This window comes from Pseudomonas sp. SB113, from assembly GCF_040754745.1.
Lineage (GTDB): Bacteria > Pseudomonadota > Gammaproteobacteria > Pseudomonadales > Pseudomonadaceae > Aquipseudomonas > Aquipseudomonas grimontii.
This window is the reverse complement of record NZ_JBFMHW010000004.1, coordinates 152179-166940: the sequence shown is the minus strand read 5'-3', so window position 1 is coordinate 166940 and position 14762 is coordinate 152179. Positions and strand designations below refer to the sequence as shown.

At 61.8% G+C, this 14762-nt stretch carries 12 protein-coding genes; 1 reads left to right on the top strand and 11 read right to left on the bottom strand.

The window, feature by feature from the left end:
* Window positions 1–128: 128 nt before the first annotated feature.
* The 10 genes from AB1462_RS07280 to AB1462_RS07235 all read right to left on the bottom strand — a co-directional run bounded on the left by AB1462_RS07280 (window position 129) and on the right by AB1462_RS07235 (window position 12995).
* The gene (locus tag AB1462_RS07280) at window positions 129–2081 is read right to left on the bottom strand and encodes an acetoacetate--CoA ligase (RefSeq protein WP_367246468.1); all 1953 of its coding nucleotides are present in this window, start codon (window positions 2079–2081) and stop codon (window positions 129–131) included.
* A gap of 64 nt (window positions 2082–2145) precedes the next feature.
* Window positions 2146–2919 (bottom strand): 3-hydroxybutyrate dehydrogenase, encoded by a 774-nt coding sequence (locus tag AB1462_RS07275; protein WP_367246467.1) that lies wholly within the window; start codon window positions 2917–2919, stop codon window positions 2146–2148.
* 7 nt (window positions 2920–2926) lie between these two features.
* Window positions 2927–4318 (bottom strand): GntP family permease, encoded by a 1392-nt coding sequence (locus AB1462_RS07270; RefSeq protein ID WP_090403368.1) that lies wholly within the window; start codon window positions 4316–4318, stop codon window positions 2927–2929.
* 292 nt (window positions 4319–4610) lie between these two features.
* Window positions 4611–6002 (bottom strand): sigma-54 interaction domain-containing protein, encoded by a 1392-nt coding sequence (locus AB1462_RS07265; RefSeq protein WP_367246466.1) that lies wholly within the window; start codon window positions 6000–6002, stop codon window positions 4611–4613.
* Window positions 5999–7573 (bottom strand): ABC transporter ATP-binding protein, encoded by a 1575-nt coding sequence (locus tag AB1462_RS07260; protein ID WP_315338477.1) that lies wholly within the window; start codon window positions 7571–7573, stop codon window positions 5999–6001. The genes AB1462_RS07265 and AB1462_RS07260 overlap by 4 nt, the downstream gene beginning before the upstream one ends.
* Window positions 7574–7583: 10 nt before the next feature.
* Complete coding sequence (locus tag AB1462_RS07255) at window positions 7584–8606, bottom strand: ABC transporter permease (protein WP_259193107.1); 1023 nt, start codon at window positions 8604–8606, stop codon at window positions 7584–7586.
* Window positions 8606–9667 carry a microcin C ABC transporter permease YejB gene (locus AB1462_RS07250; protein ID WP_027608619.1) on the bottom strand — a complete coding sequence of 354 codons (1062 nt, stop codon included), beginning with the start codon at window positions 9665–9667 and terminating at the stop codon, window positions 8606–8608. Before AB1462_RS07250 ends, AB1462_RS07255 begins: the two co-directional genes overlap by 1 nt.
* Window positions 9667–11526, bottom strand: a complete 1860-nt coding sequence (locus tag AB1462_RS07245; protein ID WP_090403373.1) for an extracellular solute-binding protein — start codon at window positions 11524–11526, stop codon at window positions 9667–9669. The genes AB1462_RS07250 and AB1462_RS07245 overlap by 1 nt, the downstream gene beginning before the upstream one ends.
* A 130-nt stretch (window positions 11527–11656) precedes the next feature.
* Window positions 11657–11938, bottom strand: a complete 282-nt coding sequence (locus AB1462_RS07240) for a peptidylprolyl isomerase (protein WP_003208024.1) — start codon at window positions 11936–11938, stop codon at window positions 11657–11659.
* 562 nt (window positions 11939–12500) lie between these two features.
* A complete protein-coding gene (locus tag AB1462_RS07235; RefSeq protein WP_090403377.1) occupies window positions 12501–12995 on the bottom strand; it encodes a DUF1543 domain-containing protein in 495 nt (164 codons plus the stop codon).
* 106 nt (window positions 12996–13101) lie between these two features.
* Here AB1462_RS07235 and AB1462_RS07230 point away from each other — a divergent pair, with 106 nt between their 5' ends.
* Window positions 13102–13923 carry an aldo/keto reductase gene (locus AB1462_RS07230; RefSeq protein WP_090403379.1) on the top strand — a complete coding sequence of 274 codons (822 nt, stop codon included), beginning with the start codon at window positions 13102–13104 and terminating at the stop codon, window positions 13921–13923.
* A 52-nt stretch (window positions 13924–13975) separates the two neighbouring features.
* Here AB1462_RS07230 and AB1462_RS07225 read toward each other — a convergent pair whose 3' ends face one another.
* Window positions 13976–14491: an Hcp family type VI secretion system effector gene (locus AB1462_RS07225; RefSeq protein ID WP_090403381.1), complete on the bottom strand. Its 516-nt coding sequence runs from the start codon at window positions 14489–14491 to the stop codon at window positions 13976–13978.
* Window positions 14492–14762: the final 271 nt, after the last annotated feature.

Below are 14762 nucleotides of genomic sequence, written 5' to 3'. Positions count from 1 at the left end.
GCGTAACGCTTTGAAAAATGACAACACCCATTATCCCGTGGGAAACCTATGGGTGACTACCCTCGAAAAATAGCATGCATTGGGGGGTTGTCTTCAAATGAGTGCTTTAAGGCTGAAACCTTTCATCTTCACGCCAGCTCAGGGCGGTCGCGAAACTGCGCCAGGGCCTCCGGATTGGCTAGCGCGTCGGTATTTTTCACCGGCTCGCCGTGCACCACGTTGCGCACCGCCAGTTCGACGATCTTGCCGCTGATGGTGCGGGGAATATCGCTGACGGCGAGGATCTTCGCCGGCACATGGCGCGGCGTGGTGTTGGCGCGTATGACCTGGCGGATCTGGTGCTCCAGGGCTTCGTCCAGTTCGATCCCGTCATCGAGACGCACAAACAGCACCACGCGCACATCGTCCTGCCAGCGCTGGCCGATGGCCAGGCTCTCCAGCACCTGCGGGACTTTTTCCACCTGGCGATAAATCTCTGCAGTGCCGATGCGCACGCCGCCGGGGTTGAGCACCGCGTCGGAGCGGCCGTGAATCAGCAGGCTGCCGTTGGGGCGTAGCTCGGCGTAGTCGCCCTGGGCCCACACGCCGGGAAACTGGCTGAAATACGAGGCGCGCAGCTTCTTCTGGCCGGGGTCGTGCCACAAACCGATGGGCATCGCCGGGAAGTGGCGGGTGCACACCAGTTCACCTTTTTCCCCGAGCAACGGTTGGCCCCGGTCGTCCCACACCTCGATAGCCATCGCCAGGCTCTTGCATTGCATTTCACCGCGCCGCACCGGCAGCACCGGGTTGCCGATCACAAAGCAGGAGACGATGTCGGTGCCGCCAGACATCGATGACAGGCACAGCTCGGCCTTGATCTCGCGGTACACGTAGTCGTAACTCTGGGGCGACAGGGGCGAGCCGGTCGAAATCAGGCCTTTGAGGCTGCTCAGGTCGTGGCTCAGGCGCGGTTGCAGCCCGGCCTTTTCCAGGGTGGCGAGGAACTTGGGGCTGGTGCCGAACACGCTGATCTTTTCCGCGTCGATCAGGTCGATCAAGCGTTCCGGGCCGGGATGAAACGGCGAGCCGTCATACAGCACCGCCGTGGCCCCGATCGCCAGCACCGAGACCAGCCAGTTCCACATCATCCAGCCGCAGGTGGTGTAGTAGAACAGGCAGTCCTCGCGGGCTATGTCCGCGTGCAGGCCGTGTTCCTTGAGGTGGGTGAGCAGCACGCCGCCGGAGCCATGGATGATGCATTTGGGCACGCCGGTGGTGCCGCTGGAATAGAGGATGTACAGCGGGTGATCGAACGGCACCGCGACGAACGCAGGCTCGCCGCCGGGTTGGTAGAAGTCATTCCACAGCGCAACGCGGGCCGGGGTCTGATAGTCCTCGACGCAGGCCTGGGGCCGTGCATACGGGACGATGATCAATTGCTCCAGGGACGGCAGGCGTTCTAGGATCTCATTGAGCTTGGCGCTTTGGTCGATGGTTTTGCCGGCGTAGCGGTACCCGGCGCAGGTGATCAGCACCTTGGGCTCGATCTGGCCAAAACGGTCGATGACGCCTTGGGTGCCGAAGTCTGGTGAGGAGCACGACCAGATCGCGCCCAGGCTGGTGGTGGCGAGCATGCCGACCAGGGTTTGCCAGGTGTTGGGCATGCAGGCGGCCACCCGGTCGCCGCTGCCGACCCCGGCCGCCCGCAGGCTGTCTTGCAGGCCGGCGACATGGGCGGCCAGCTCGGCATAGGTGAGTTGTTCGCGCTGGCCGTCTTCGCTGATCGCGACCACGGCCGGGTGATCGTCGCGTCGACGCAGCAGGTGTTCGGCAAAATTCAGGGTCGCGCCCGGAAACCACTGGGCGCTGGGCATCTCGGCGTCTTCAATCAACACCGCGCTGGGCGGGCTGCGAAACTGCACATCAAAGAACGTGACGATCGCCTGCCAGAAGTCCGGACGCTGGTCGATGCTCCACTGATGCAGGGCCGGGTAGTCGCTGAGCTGCACGCCGTGGCGATCATTGATAAAGCGCCGGAACTGGTCCATCCGTGTGTTGTGGATGCGTTCCGGGGAGGGTTGCCAGAGAATCTCGGACATCAGCAAGGTCTCTTATTCTTTTGTATGAATCTAACAATCAACAGATTGATTTTCTGTGTTTGATTTATTGGGCCAGCCAGCCGCCATCAATGTTCCACGCCGCGCCCCGCACCTGGGCACCGGCCTCGCTGCACAAGAACAGTACCAGCTCACCCAACTGCGACGGCGTCACAAACTCCAGCGACGGCTGTTTCTCCGCCAGCAGATCATGCTGCGCCTGCTGCGGATCGACGCCGTTGGCCACGCGATCATCAATCTGCTTCTGCACCAGCGGCGTCAACACCCAGCCGGGGCAGATCGCATTGCAGGTGACGTTACTGGTGGCGGTCTCCAGGCCCACCACCTTGGTCAAGCCGATCACGCCGTGCTTGGCCGCCACATACGCGGCCTTGCCCACCGAGCCGACCTGGCCGTGCACCGAGGCGATGTTGACGATACGCCCCCACCCCTTGGCCTTCATGCCTGGCAGGCTCAAGCGCGTACTGTGGAACACCGACGATAGGTTGATGGCGATGATCGCGTCCCAACGTTCTACCGGAAAGTCCTCCACCGCCGCCACATGCTGGATGCCGGCGTTGTTGACCAGAATGTCGACACCGCCGAACTCACGCTCGGCGTAGGCGAACATGTCCGCTATCTGCGCCGGGTCGCTGACGTCCGCCGGGTGGTGGCCGACCTTGCCGCCGAACGCCTGCACCTGGGCGACCACCGCGCTGGCGTCGCCGAAGCCGTTGAGGATCAGGTTGGCGCCCGCCTTGGCCAGGCTCAGGGCGATGCCCAGGCCAATGCCGCTGGTAGAGCCGGTAACCAGGGCGGTCTTGCCGTTCAAAGTCGTCATGAAAACCTCACACAATGCCGGTGGCGTAGAAAGTACCGATCACCACGAACACCGCGAGGGTCTTGATAATCGTGATGCCGAAAATGTCCTTGTAGGCTTCGCGGTGGGTCAGGCCAGTCACCGCCAGCAGCGTGATCACCGCGCCGTTGTGGGGCAGGGTGTCCATGCCGCCGCTGGCCATGGCGGCGACCCGGTGCAGCACTTCAAGGGGGATATTGGCCGCATGGGCCGCCGCAATAAAGCTCTCGGACATGGCCGCCAGGGCGATGCTCATGCCACCGGACGCAGAGCCGGTGATACCGGCCAGCAGGGTCACGGTGATCGCTTCGTTGACCAGCGGGTTGGGGATGCCCTTGAGCCAGTCCGCCAGTACCAGAAAACCCGGCAGCGAGGCGATGACTGCACCAAAGCCATATTCGGAAGCGGTGTTCATCGCCGCCAGCAACGCGCCGCTGACTGCGCTTTTGCTGCCCTCGGCGAGCTTGCTTTTGATCGCCGCCCAGCCAAACACCAGCACCATGATGATGCCCACCAGCAACGCCGCCTGCACTGCCCAGATCGCGGTGAGCTTGGCGATTTCAGTGGTGACCGGCGCGCTCATGCCCGGCAGGCTGAGGCTGTGGGTCTTGCCGTACCACTGCGGGATCCAGTGGGTGAACAGCAGGTTCATCACGCCCACCAGGAGCAGCGGCGACAGCGCGATCCAGGGGTTGGGCAGGGCAATGTTCTCGGCGGTCTCAGGCTCGTTGCGCAACTCGGTGCCATAGCCTTCACCCGCGCGCTGGGCCTTGTTGCGCTGGCGCGCCAGGTAGAGCATGCCGGCGCAGAACACGAAGATCGTGCCGATCAGGCCCAACCACGGCGCCGCCCAGGCAGTGGTGTTGAAGAAGGTGCTGGGGATGATGTTCTGGATCTGCGGCGTGCCGGGCAGGGCGTCCATGGTGAACGAAAACGCACCGAGGGCGATGGTCGCCGGGATCAGGCGCTTGGGGATATTGCTCTGGCGGAACATCTCCGCCGCGAACGGGTACACCGCGAACACCACCACAAACAGCGACACGCCGCCGTAGGTGAGCAGGGCGCAGACCAGCACGATCACCAGCATCGCCTGGCGGGTGCCGAGCAGGCGGATCGCTGCGGCCACGATAGAACGCGAGAAGCCCGACAGCTCGATCAGCTTGCCGAACACCGCACCGAGCAGGAACACCGGGAAATACAGTTTGATGAAGCCGACCATTTTCTCCATGAACACCCCGGTAAAGGCAGGGGCGACGGCGGATGGGTCGGTGAGCAGCACGGCGCCGAGGGCGGCGATGGGGGCAAACAGGATAACGCTATAGCCACGGTAGGCAGCCAGCATCAGCAGCGCAAGCGCGGCCAGGGCAATGATCACACTCATGGTGTGTCTCCATCGGATTGTTATTTTTGTGGGTGAAGCTTTGGGAAGGCTCTAGCGAGATGTGTGCCATGTTTTCAAGCTGTTGAAATATATGAATATTTTATGATTTCTTTTGATGGATTTTGAGTATTGTCTCAATATGGAGACAAGCACGGATCAAATGTGGGAGGGGGCTTGCCCTCGATAGCGGTGCATCAGCCTGCAGATGTGTTGACTGATCTGATGCTATCGGGAGCAAGCCCCCTCCCACAGGGAGTGTCTTTGTATGGAGAATTTTGTCTCTGTTTGAAGATTAGGCGATCCCCAGCGCCACCATCTTCTTGTACAGCGTCGACCGCCCCAGCCCCAGGCGCCTGGCCGCCTCCACCACATTCCCACCACACGCCTCGAGCGCCGCCGCAATCACCTGCCGATCAAACCGCGCCCGCGCCGCTGCAAACGTCTCCCCCTCAACCGTGTCCACCGCACCGCGTTCCACCGGGCTGAACGTGCCAATCGCCGCACGAATTTCGCTGGCGTTCAACACAAGGTCATCGCTCAGTAACGCCGCCCGCTCCAGCACGTTGCGCAGCTCGCGGATATTCCCTGGCCACGCATGTTGCGCCAGCAACGCCAGTGCCTCGCGGTCCAGTTCATGTTGGCTGCGCAGCTCTTCGAGGATCGCTTCGCTCAGTGCCGGAATATCCTCCAGCCGCTCACGCAGCGGTGGCACTTGGATCGGCAGCACATTCAGGCGGTAATACAAGTCCGCACGGAACTCGCCGCGTTTGATCGCCGCTTCCAGGTCCATGGACGTCGCCGCGATCACCCGCACGTCGCTGTGCAGCATCTCGTTGGAACCCACCGGTTCGAATTCCTTTTCCTGCAACACCCGCAGCAGCTTGCTTTGCAGCGGCAGCGGCATATCGCCGATTTCATCGAGGAACAGCGTGCCACCCTGGGCAATCTGGAATTTACCCGGACGGCCCTTGCGATCGGCACCGGTAAAGGCCCCCGGCGCGGTGCCGAAGAATTCGGCTTCCAGCAGGTCATGGGGAATCGCGGCACTGTTGATGCTGACAAAGGCTTTGTGCGCACGCGGCGAAGCACCGTGAATCGCTTGGGCCAACAGCTCCTTGCCGGTGCCGGTTTCGCCCAGCAGCAGCACTGGCGACTCGGCGCTCGCGCTGCGCCGCGCACGGCGTTTGACTTCGAGGCTGGCGGCGCTGGTGCCAATAAAGTGCGCGAAGTTGTACTTGCTCTGGCGTGAGCGCAGCAACGAGCGGGTGGAGGCCAGTTCCTGCTGCATGCTCAGGTAGCGTTCGATCAGCGGCGACAGGTTGCGCAGCTCATCGAACAAGGCAAAACCAATCGCCCCGATCACCGCCCCGGCATCGTTGTGGATCGGCAGGCGCATCACCACCAGCGGGCCTTTGGGGGTGTCCTGGATGTCCAGCAGAATCGGCCGGTCGGTGCGCACCACCTGGCGCAACAGGCTGTTGGAAATCACCCGCTCGCACGGCTGGCCGATGGCTTCATCGGCGCTGTTGAGGCCGAAGCGCTTGGCGTAGCGCTCGTTCATCCAGACGATATTGGCGTCGCGGTCGACAATCACCGTGCCTTCGCTGGACTGCTCGATGATCTCGAACAGCGACTGGATCGCCAGGCCACGAACCTGTTGGTAGTCCTTGAGGCTGGTACTCATGACGACAGCCCGCCGGCCGCCGCCAGCAGTTCTTTGGTATACGGGTGCTGCGGCGCTTCGAACACGTCATGGCTCGGCCCGTGTTCCACTACCTTGCCGTCCTTGATCACAATCATGTCATGGGCCATGGCGCGCACCACGGCGAGGTCATGGCTGATAAACAGGTAGGTCAGGCCGTACTTTTCCTGCAACTCGCGCAGCAACGCTACGACCTGCTTCTGTACCGTGCGGTCAAGGGCGGAGGTGGGTTCGTCCAGCAGCATCAGCGCCGGCTTGAGCACCAGCGCGCGGGCGATAGCGATGCGTTGGCGCTGGCCGCCGGAGAATTCATGGGGGAAGCGATGGCGACTGGCGGGGTCGAGGCCCACGTCCTTGAGCACCTGGATCACTTGCGCGTCGCGGTCGGCCACGCTGCACGGCGCATGCACCTCCAGGCCTTCGCTGATGATCTGCTGCACCGACATGCGCGGGCTGAGGCTGCCGTAGGGATCCTGGAACACCACTTGCATCTGCTTGCGCCACGGGCGCATCTGTTTGTGGTTGAGCGGGTCGAGGGCCTCGCCCTGGAAGCGGATGCTGCCGGTGGAATCCAGCAGACGCAGGATCGCCTGGCCGAGGGTGGACTTGCCCGAACCGGACTCGCCGACAATCCCCAGGGTCTTGCCGCGCTGCACGCTGAGGCTGATGCCATCCACTGCGCGCAGGTAGGTCTTGCGCTGGAACAGGCCGCCGCCAAGGGGGAATTGCACGCTCAGGTCGTTCACTTCCAGCACGGTCTCCCGTGGCTCGCTGCACAGCACATCGCCGGACGGTTCGGCGTCCAGCAACAGGCGGCTATAGGGATGTTGTGGCGCCGTGAACAAGGTCTCGCAGTCTGCCTGCTCGACAATCTCGCCGGCATGCATCACGCACACGCGTTGGGCAATGCTGCGCACCAGGTTGAGGTCATGGCTGATCAACAGCAGCGACATGCCCAGGCGTTGTTGCAGGGACTTGAGCAGCAGCAGGATCTTGCGCTGCACGGTCACGTCGAGGGCGGTGGTCGGTTCGTCGGCGATCAGCAATTGCGGCTCACAGGCCAGGGCCATGGCGATCATCACCCGTTGGCGCTGGCCCCCCGAGAGTTGGTGTGGATAGGCCTTGAGGCGTTCCTGGGGTTTCTGGATACCCACCAGCTGTAGTAATTCGAGGATGCGTGCCTGCGCCGCCTTGCCGCCCAGGCCCTTATGCAGCAGCAAGGTTTCGCCGATCTGTTTTTCGATGCTGTGCAGCGGGTTAAGCGAGGTCATCGGCTCCTGGAAGATCATCGCAATGCGGTTGCCGCGCAGTTTCTGCAAGGTCGACGCCGAGGCGCCGATCAGTTCCTGGCCGTGATACTTCACGGAGCCGCGGGTGTCGGTGCCGGCCTCGGGCAGCAGTTGCAAAATCGAATGGGCCGTCACCGATTTGCCGGAGCCGGACTCGCCCACCAACGCCAGGCACTCGCCGGGGCGTACGTCCAGGCTCAGGTTGTGCACCACGGTCTGGCCGCTGAAAGCGACGCAGAGGTCGCGGATTTCGATCAGGTTCATATGCAGTCACTCATGAACGTGGGTCGAAGGCATCACGTAATGCCTCGCCGATAAAGACCAGCAGTGACAGGATCAGCGCCAAGGTGAAAAACGCCGTCAAGCCCAGCCACGGCGCTTGCAGGTTCTGCTTGCCCTGGGCAATCAACTCGCCCAGTGACGCACTGCCGGCCGGCATGCCGAAACCGAGGAAATCCAGGGCGCTCAGGGTGGAAATCGCACCGGTCAGAATGAACGGCAGGTAGCTCAAGGTGGCGGTCATCGCATTGGGCAGGATATGCCGACGAATGATCTTGCCGTCACCCAGGCCCAGCGCCCGTGCGGCCTTGACGTACTCCAGGTTGCGCCCGCGCAGGAACTCGGCGCGCACCACATCCACCAGGGCCAGCCAGGAAAACAGCGCCATGATGCCCAGCAGCCACCAGAAGTTCGGCTCGACAAACCCCGACAGGATAATCAGCAGGTACAGCACCGGCAGCCCGGACCACACCTCGAGGATGCGTTGGCCGAGCAGATCCACCCAGCCACCGTAATAGCCTTGCAAGGCCCCGGCGGCGATGCCGATGGCGGCGCTGATCGCGGTGAGTGCCAAGGCAAACAGGATCGACACCCGCGCACCGAAGATCACCCGCGCCAGCACATCCCGCGACTGGTCATCGGTGCCCAGCCAGTTCACCGTCGAGGGCGGGCTGGGGGCCGGGCGGGTCAATTCGTAGTTGGGCGTGTCGTCGCTGAACGGGATCGGCGGGAACAGCATCCAGCCGCCGTCCTGCTTGATCAGCTTTTGCACGTAGTCACTGCGGTAATCGGCCTGGAACGGCAGTTGCCCGCCGAACTGCCGCTCGGTGTAGCGCTTGAACGCCGGGAAATACAGCTCGTTCTTGTAGCTGAGCACCAGGGGTTTGTCGTTGGCGATCAACTCGCCGCCCAGGGTCAGGATAAAGAGGCCGATAAACAGCCACAGCGACCACCAGCCGCGACGGTTTTTCTTGAAGCGTTCGAAACGCCGACGGGCCACGGGAGACAGGTTAAGCATCAGGCGTTCCTCGCGGCGAAGTCGATACGCGGGTCCACCAGGGTGTAGCAAAGGTCGCCGATTAGTTTTATCAACAGGCCAAACAAGGTAAAGATAAACAGCGAGCCAAACACCACCGGGTAATCCCGGGACACGGCGGCTTCGTAGCTCATGCGGCCGAGGCCATCGAGGGAAAATATCACCTCGATCAACAGCGAACCGGCAAAGAACACGCTGATGAACGCCTGGGGAATCCCCGAGATCACCAGCAGCATGGCGTTGCGAAACACATGGCCGTACAGCACCCGTCGTTCGCTCAAACCCTTGGCGCGGGCGGTCACGACGTACTGGCGCGTGATTTCATTGAGGAACGAGTTTTTGGTCAGGATGGTCAGGGTGGCGAACCCGCCGATCACCAGTGCGCTGACCGGCAGCACCAGGTGCCAGAAGTAGTCGGCGATCTTGCCCACGGTGCTCAGCTCGGCGAAGTTTTCCGAGACCAGCCCGCGCACCGGGAACCAGTTCAATGAGGTGCCACCGGCGAACACCACGATCAGGAACATTGCGAACAGGAACGCCGGCATCGCGTAGCCAATCACGATGGCGGTGCTGCTCCATACATCAAAACTGCTGCCATGGCGCACCGCCTTGCGAATGCCCAGGGGGATCGACACCAGGTAGGTGATCAGCGTGGCCCAGAGGCCGAGGGAAATGGTGACCGGCATCTTTTCCAGGATCAGGTCGATCACCGTGGCGCCACGAAAGAAGCTGTTGCCGAAATCCAGCTGGGCGTAGCTCTTGAGCATCAGCCACAGGCGTTCCGGTGCGGGCTTGTCGAAGCCGTATTGTTTTTCGATGTCCTTGATCAGTTTCGGGTCCAGGCCACGGCTGGCGCGGGAGCCGCTGCTGACACCGTCGCCGGATGAGCCGCCGACCGCGCCGCCACCGATACCCTGCAAGTGGGCGATGGCTTGCTCCACCGGCCCTCCGGGTGCGGCCTGGACGATCACGAAATTCACCAGCAGGATGATCACCAGCGTCGGGATGATCAGCAGCAGGCGTCGCACGATATAGGCAAACATCAGCGAGCTCCTGCGCGTTTTTTCAGTTCGGCATTCATTTGTTCATTCGTCAGCGGGGTAGGGCTGATTTCCCACCAGGTTTCCAGGGCTTCGTCATTCCTGGCCTCGATGGCCGGACGGCCGAAGCGGTTCCACCAGGCGGCGGATGTGCCGGGCGGGTAGTAATTGGGGATCCACAGGTAATTCCATTGCAGCACCCGGTCCAGGGCATGGGCATAGGTCAGCATCTGCGCCTGGGTGTCGGCCTTGACCAGGCCCTTGATCAGGCTGTCGACGGCCGGGTCCTTGAGCACCATGTAGTTGTTGGCGCCCGGATCGAACGCGGCGGCGGAGCCGAAGTAGTTGTACAGCTCCATGCCGGGCGAGGTGGTGACCGGGAAGCCCGTCACGATCATGTCGTAGTCGCGGGCCATCAAGCGGTTGACGTATTGCGAAGAGTCGATGCGGCGGATATTCAGGGTGATGCCGATCTGCGCCAGGTTGCGTTTGTACGGCAACAACAGGCGCTCCAGCCCGTTCTGGGCATTGAGGAAGGTGAACTCCAGCGGCTCGCCCTCGGCGTTGACCAGTTTGTCGCCGTCCGGCTTCCAGCCGGCGTCTTCCAGCAGGGCCAGGGCTTGCAGTTGCTTGTCGCGGATCATGCCGCTGCCGTCGGTGACCGGCGCCTTGAACACCTGGGTGAACACCTCGTCGGGAATCTGCCCGCGCAAGGGTTCGAGAATCGCCAGTTCTTGCGGGGTGGGCAGTTGGGTGGCGGCCAATGGGCTATTGGAAAAGTAGCTTTGCTGGCGGATGTACAGGTTGCGCATCATCTGCCGGTTGGCCCATTCGAAGTCCCACAGCATCGCCAGGGCCTGGCGCACGCGACGGTCCTTGAACATTGGTTTTTGCACGTTGAACACATAACCCTGGGCCGGTTGCGGCATGTCCTTGGCCAAGTGCGCGCGTTGCAGGCGGCCATCGTCCAGGGCCGGGCCGTTGTAGCCGATGGAATAGCCGGTAGCGGAAAACTCACGGTTGAAGTCGTAGGCGCCACCACGCAGTACCTGGCGGGCCACCTCGGTGTCGCCGAAGTACTCCAGGCTCAGGTGATCGAAGTTGTACAGGCCGCGGCTGACGGGCAAGTCCTTGCCCCACCAGTCGGGGTCGCGGGTAAAGGTGATGGTGCTGCCCGAATCGATCTTGCTGACCTTGTACGGGCCGCTGCCCAGTGGGGCCTCGTAGCCGCCGCCGTTGGCGAAGTCGCGGGTTTTCCACCAGTGCTCGGGGAACACCGGCAGGGTGGCGACATCCAGGGGCAGGGTGCGGTTTTCGTTGCTGGAAAAATCAAAACGTACCTGGCGCGGGCCCTCGACTTCGACGTGCTTGACGTCGGCGAACAGCGTACGAAAGCGCAGGCTGCCTTGGGTCATCAGCAGGTTGTAGCTGTAGCGCACATCCTCGGCGGTGATCGGCTTGCCGTCGGCAAAACGCGCCTTGGGGTTGAGGAAGAAACGCAGGGACAGGCCGTCGTCCGCGCGCTCCATCTTCTCGGCAACCAGGCCATACACCGTATAGGGCTCGTCCAGGGAGCGCAGGGCCAGGGGCGCATACAGCCAGCCGTCGACCTGGGAGACGCCGATGCCTTTGTCGATATACGGCAGCACATGGTCGAAACGCCCGATCTCCAGCGCCGAGCGCCGCAGGCTGCCACCCTTGGGGGCGTTGGGGTTAGCGTAGTCGAAATGGTTGAAGCCGGCGGGGTACTTGGCCGGCTCGCCGTAGACGGTCATGGACGGTTGGGGCGCCGCGATCACGGCGCTGCTGGCCAGCAGCAAGGCCAGGGAGGTACTGAGCAGTCTGGAAAAAGCCAATCGCATTGTCAGCCTTGAACGCCGGGTGAAGAGGAATAAGGATTTGTACGCTAACGGCATCAGCGTCGCCAGTCGTCACATGCACAACGGCCCACCAAGAGGCGGGCCGTTGTTTCAAGCAGCAGCGCGGACTGGATCAGTCCTGGCGGCTGGTGACTTCCAGCAGGTGGTAGCCGAACTGGGTTTTTACCGGGCCTTGCACGGTGTTGACCGGGGCGCTGAAGACGACGGTGTCGAATTCTTTAACCATCTGGCCGGGACCGAAAGAACCCAAGTCACCGCCCTGGCGGCTGGATGGGCAGCTGGAGTTGGCTTTGGCGACTTCTGCGAAATCGGCGCCGCCTTCGATTTGGGCCTTGAGTTCGTTGCACTTGTCTTCAGTGGCAACGAGGATGTGACGGGCGGTGGCTTTGGCCATGGGGATTAACTCCTTGAGTAAAAACGGTGAGCGTACCGGATTCAGGCGGTTATTTCCTGGCAAAGTTCCGCTGGGGTTCAGGTTGGGGCAATGGGCTTGGGTATTGGCGTGATGCATAGAGATCAAATGTGGGAGGGGCGGTGCGACGATTCGACTTGCTCCCGATGGCGGCCTGATAGCCGACCAGGATGTTAGATCAGACCGAGTACATATCCATTGCTGCGGTAACGGCCACTTAGGGTTCCGCCCTTACGGCGGGTCACTTTTGGAAAAGAGCCCTAAAAGTCCACCAAAAGGGCTCTTGCCCCAACACTCGGCACCTCGCCTAGGCTCGGTGTGCCCGAACGCAGGCTTGAATCCGTGGCTAACCCGGCGTCCTGCCGGGTTACCCACGGATTCAAGCCTGCGTTCGGCCAGCGTGTTTGACGGGGCGCCTAGGATCAAGATCAAAAGCCAGAGCCAGAGCCAGAGCCAGAGCCAGGGCCAGGGCCAGGGCCAGAGCAACAGCAGTGTTACGTGTGACATTGCCGGAATCATCTTAAGCAGGTCGAATAAGTCCCCATCAATTCAAGACGATGTAGTCGTTCTGCTGAACGATCGGCCGATGGTCACCTTGCACCAGGTGCAGGTAGCGGCCGTCCACCAGGTCGATGGGCAGGCAGTCGTCGATGTCCAGTACGCCGTCGGTGTGGGCCTGGGACCAGTGGCGCAGCATCTGTTGCTTGCCCTTGCTGGTCGCCTCCTGTTTGTTGCGGGCGACCACCAGCAGGTAGTGGTGGGCTTCGCCAAAGCTGTTGGTTTCATAGCCGCCAAGGTTGATGAAGTACAGGTGGTGGGCGTCGGCAGCGGGGGCCAGTTGGCTGAGCTCGACCTTCCAGCCGTCGACGCCATCCACCGCCATCCACGAATCAATATGCACACCCTTGGGGCTGCCAAACCAGCCCTCGCGCAATTGCGGGTAGGTGGCTTCCAATGTGTCCGCCACGGCGAACACCACATCGTGAACTTCAATTTTTGCCCGTGGGTGCTTGCCCCCGAGCATCACGACAAACAGCATTGCAGGTCCTTCCTGGCGACTTGGCAAAGGGCAACCATACTTCGATTGAACCCTTTTGTCCGGCCAATGCCACACTGTTAATCCGCGAATTCATCAGGAGGTTGTCATGCGCACCATTGATCTGGCTGGCGTTCCCGTCCCTGTCATCGGCCAGGGCACCTGGCGCATGGGCGAAGACCCAGACCAGCACCGCGCCGAAGTCGCGGCATTGCAATTGGGGATCGATGAGGGCATGACCCTGATCGATACCGCCGAGATGTATGGCGAGGGTGGCGCCGAAACGGTCGTCGGCGAAGCCATTCGCGGCAGGCGTGAACAGGTGTTCCTGGTGAGCAAGGTCTACCCGCACAACGCCAGCCACAAGGGCGTACCCCGTGCCTGTGAAGCCAGCCTCCAGCGCCTGGGCACGGACTACATCGATCTGTATCTGCTGCATTGGCGTGGCCAGTACCCGCTTGAAGAAACCGTCGAAGCCTTCGAGCGCCTGCGTGAGGCCGGCAAGATCGGCCGCTGGGGCGTGTCCAATTTTGACGTGGCCGACCTGCAGGAACTCGCATCTGCGGCCTGCGCGACCAATCAGGTGCTGTACAACATTGAAGAGCGCGGGATCGAATTCGACCTGTTGCCCTGGTGGCAACAGCACCATTTGCCGCTGATGGCGTACTGCCCGATTGCCCAGGGTGGCGAGTTGCTGTCCAGCCAGACCCTCAAGCAGATTGCCCGCCGCCACGAGGTCACGCCCGCCCAGGTTGCCCTGGCCTGGGTGTTGCGCCAGGACGGTGTGATCGCCATCCCCAAGGCGGTCACCCCGGAGCATGTACGGCTCAATGCGGCCGCCGCCAAGGTGGTGCTGGATGAGCACGACCTCGATGCCATCGATCGGGTGTTCGGCGCACCCAAGCGCAAGCATCCCCTGGCGATGGTGTAGTTGGCTGGCAGGGAAGGTGCCATCCCTGGCACCGTCCCTGCGCAGATCCGACTTAACCGGCTACCGGGCTGCGCCAGTCATCCGATCCGGATGTGCCGGATACTTCGTGGGTCCAAACGATCTTGCGATAGGTGAAGTACACGTCCTCCAGGTGGGTGAAGTGAGCATTGTCCGGGTCCTGGCAATTGGGCATGCGGGACTGGATGTCCACGAGCGTCGCTCCTTCCAGTTCGATCGTGAAATAGTGCTCCTGGGTGCCGGCCGATGACGTACGGAACCACTCCAGTCGGCACGTGACCTCTTCACCGCTGGTCAACGCACTGAACAGCAATGGTGACGACTTATCGAAGACCTTGCTGATCATCAAGGGCTTGTGGACCCTCTGGCCCGTCGGCTGACCGGACTGCGGGTCGCGGGGAATGATCACCTGGTGAGCAAAGGCCTGGACCAGAATCTGGTCTTCATGGCCTTCCTGATAAATGTTGCCTACCGAGTCCTGGGTAAATGTGCCTGCCGTAATCAAACCCTGTTTGACGCCGGTGATGGAAAGATATGCGGGTGTTGGCATGACGGTTTTCCTTGCCTGATTGATGAGGTAGTTCCAATCGGTAATTGTGCCGGTTGGAAATATGGCTATTACAAGAAGCGTGCCGAAAAGTGCGGGAACCAATACAGGCTTGGCGTGATGTGGATATAGGCGTTGGATTTAAGCGGGTGTTGTGGCGTTGATGGTTATTTTGCGGGAAATGTTTGCGCATAAGTGCGCATCTAGTTGCTCGCTCGTAATACACCGCTCAGTAGTTGGTTGTTCGCTGAAATTCGGTGGAATATAACTCCGC